This is a genomic window from Paracoccus beibuensis, from assembly GCF_026162625.1.
In the GTDB taxonomy this organism is placed as follows: Bacteria; Pseudomonadota; Alphaproteobacteria; order Rhodobacterales; family Rhodobacteraceae; genus Paracoccus; species Paracoccus beibuensis.
On the sequence record NZ_JAOTBD010000086.1, the window covers coordinates 1 to 1927 of the forward strand.

Below are 1927 nucleotides of genomic sequence, written 5' to 3' on the forward strand. Positions count from 1 at the left end.
GATGCGGAAGATCGACCGCTGGGAAAACGCTTTCTCAGCCTCTCGAGCCGATGTCTCTTGACCCCGCGGCCTGACTGGAGCCAACCTCACATGCCCGGAGCCCGCTGCTCAACAATTTCCAGTTCGGCCACTTCATAGTCGTCGAGATCGCGCAAGGACCGGATGACCGGCGCGCCCCAAGGAACGCCGCGCGCCTGCGTGCGCTGCTTCTCGTAGACATGGGCGATCTCGGTCGCCAGAACCGGGCGGCTCTGCAGGCCGTTCTGCAAGGCCCCGTAGGCGTCGCCCGGGTGCTCGGCATGGAGCCAATAGGCCCGGCGCTTGCCGACCGGGTCGAACTCGATCCCCTGGACCAGCCGCCCTGCGCCGAGGGCTCCGGACTTGGTGGCGTCGAGGAAGTCGGCTTCCAGCACCTGCAATTGCAGCGGCACCGGAAGGCCGTCGTTCGCGCGCCGCAGGCGGCGGCGCACCAGCACCTCGCCCGCCTCGACCATCTCGCGGCAGATCAGCGTCTGCAGCCCGTAGAAGTCGAGCTGACCATCAGCGTCGCAGTCCGCCGTCCAGCGTTCGAACAGCGCGTCGACCTTCCGGTCGAGCTTGTCGTCTCCGCTCGCTGCGCGCGGCATGATGCCCGCGCCGATGATGTTGTTGACCAGCACCGCGACGGCCTTGGCCGCATGCGGGTTGTTGCGCACGAGATCGCGCATCCGGTCGCGCAAAAGCGCCCCAGCCACGCCGATCTCGGTGTCGGCCGAGGATCCCGGCGCGCGCCAGCCCTCCGTACGCCGCCCGCGCGCCGCGCCGTCATAGCCCCGCGTCAGGGTCTCGAAGGCCTGACGCGCCATCACTCGGCGCGCGGCCATGCGCGGCGCCACCGTGGCGATGGCGTGGTCGAACCAGGTGGCAGACATCATCGGTCCCCGCGCGAGAAACCCGCGAGCCCGGCCACCGGCAGCGGTCGGCTGACGCCCGCGATCGCGCGCTCGATGGTGCGGATGCGGGCGAGCAGATCCTCCTGCATGCCAAGGATGCCGCCCGTATCGAGTGGTGCGATACGCTCAACAGCCCCGCGCTGGTCGAGGGCGATCACCTGATGCGGTTCGACGTGGTGCTCGCCAATCCGCCGTTCTCGCTCGACAAGTGGGGCGCGGAGGATGCCGAAAGCGATTAGTACAAGCGCTTCTGGCGCGGCGTGCCGCCCAAGTCCAAGGGCGACTATGCCTTCATCACCCACATGATCGAGATCGCCAAGCGGCAGTCCGGCCGCGTGGCGGTCATCGTGCCGCACGGCGTCCTGTTCCGGGGCGGCGCTGAGGGACGCATCCGGCAGCAGCTGATCGAGGAAAACCTGCTCGACGCCGTCGTCGGCCTGCCCGCCAAACCGCCGCCTCGTGCAGGCGCCAGTCGACGCCATCGACTACGTGATCACCCACGAGCTCTGCCATGTGGCCGAGCCACATCACGGCGCCGCATTCTTCGATCTACTCGACAAGGTGATGCCCGATTGGGAGCGGCGGAAGCAGAGGTTGGAACGGACCATGGCCTGAGAACTTCCGAACCCGGTCGCGGCAGACGCAAACGCGACCCCAATCCAAGCAATTTCAGGGCCGAGATTTTTCTTTGTTCCGACAACCACTTAAAGGAAATTCACCAGATCTGCGCAGTCATGAGGTCCGGAGAATATCGACCCTGAGAGACCGCTTCCGGGCCTCCTGGCGCGGGGGCCAGTGCTCAGCCCCTCCCGCATAACCCTCGAAAACAACGGAAAAATCCGGCCACAGCCGGATCGGGAGAACGCTTTCGCGAGGGCAAGTGGCGGAGGGAATGGGCCTGATATCCAACCCTCTCCAGTTCTTTTGGCCACAATCACGAGCCGAGTGGCTTTCGGCGCGCGGGACTGAAGGCTCAATGCCGCGCGCCGTTCTTT

The 1927-nt window shown here is 66.4% G+C and carries 2 protein-coding genes and 1 pseudogene; 2 read left to right on the forward strand and 1 reads right to left on the reverse strand.

Annotation, left to right across the window (positions count from 1 at the left end; translation table 11 throughout):
• Positions 1 to 86: 86 nt before the first annotated feature.
• Entirely contained in the window at positions 87 to 914 is an 828-nt protein-coding gene (locus OC159_RS19860; protein ID WP_265502956.1) for a phage portal protein, read from the reverse strand.
• A gap of 158 nt (positions 915 to 1072) precedes the next feature.
• Here OC159_RS19860 and OC159_RS19865 point away from each other — a divergent pair.
• Positions 1073 to 1321: pseudogene (locus OC159_RS19865) on the forward strand (HsdM family class I SAM-dependent methyltransferase); the annotation flags it as partial.
• A gap of 100 nt (positions 1322 to 1421) precedes the next feature.
• A complete protein-coding gene (locus OC159_RS19870; RefSeq protein WP_265502957.1) occupies positions 1422 to 1547 on the forward strand; it encodes a M48 metallopeptidase family protein in 126 nt (41 codons plus the stop codon).
• Positions 1548 to 1927: the final 380 nt, after the last annotated feature.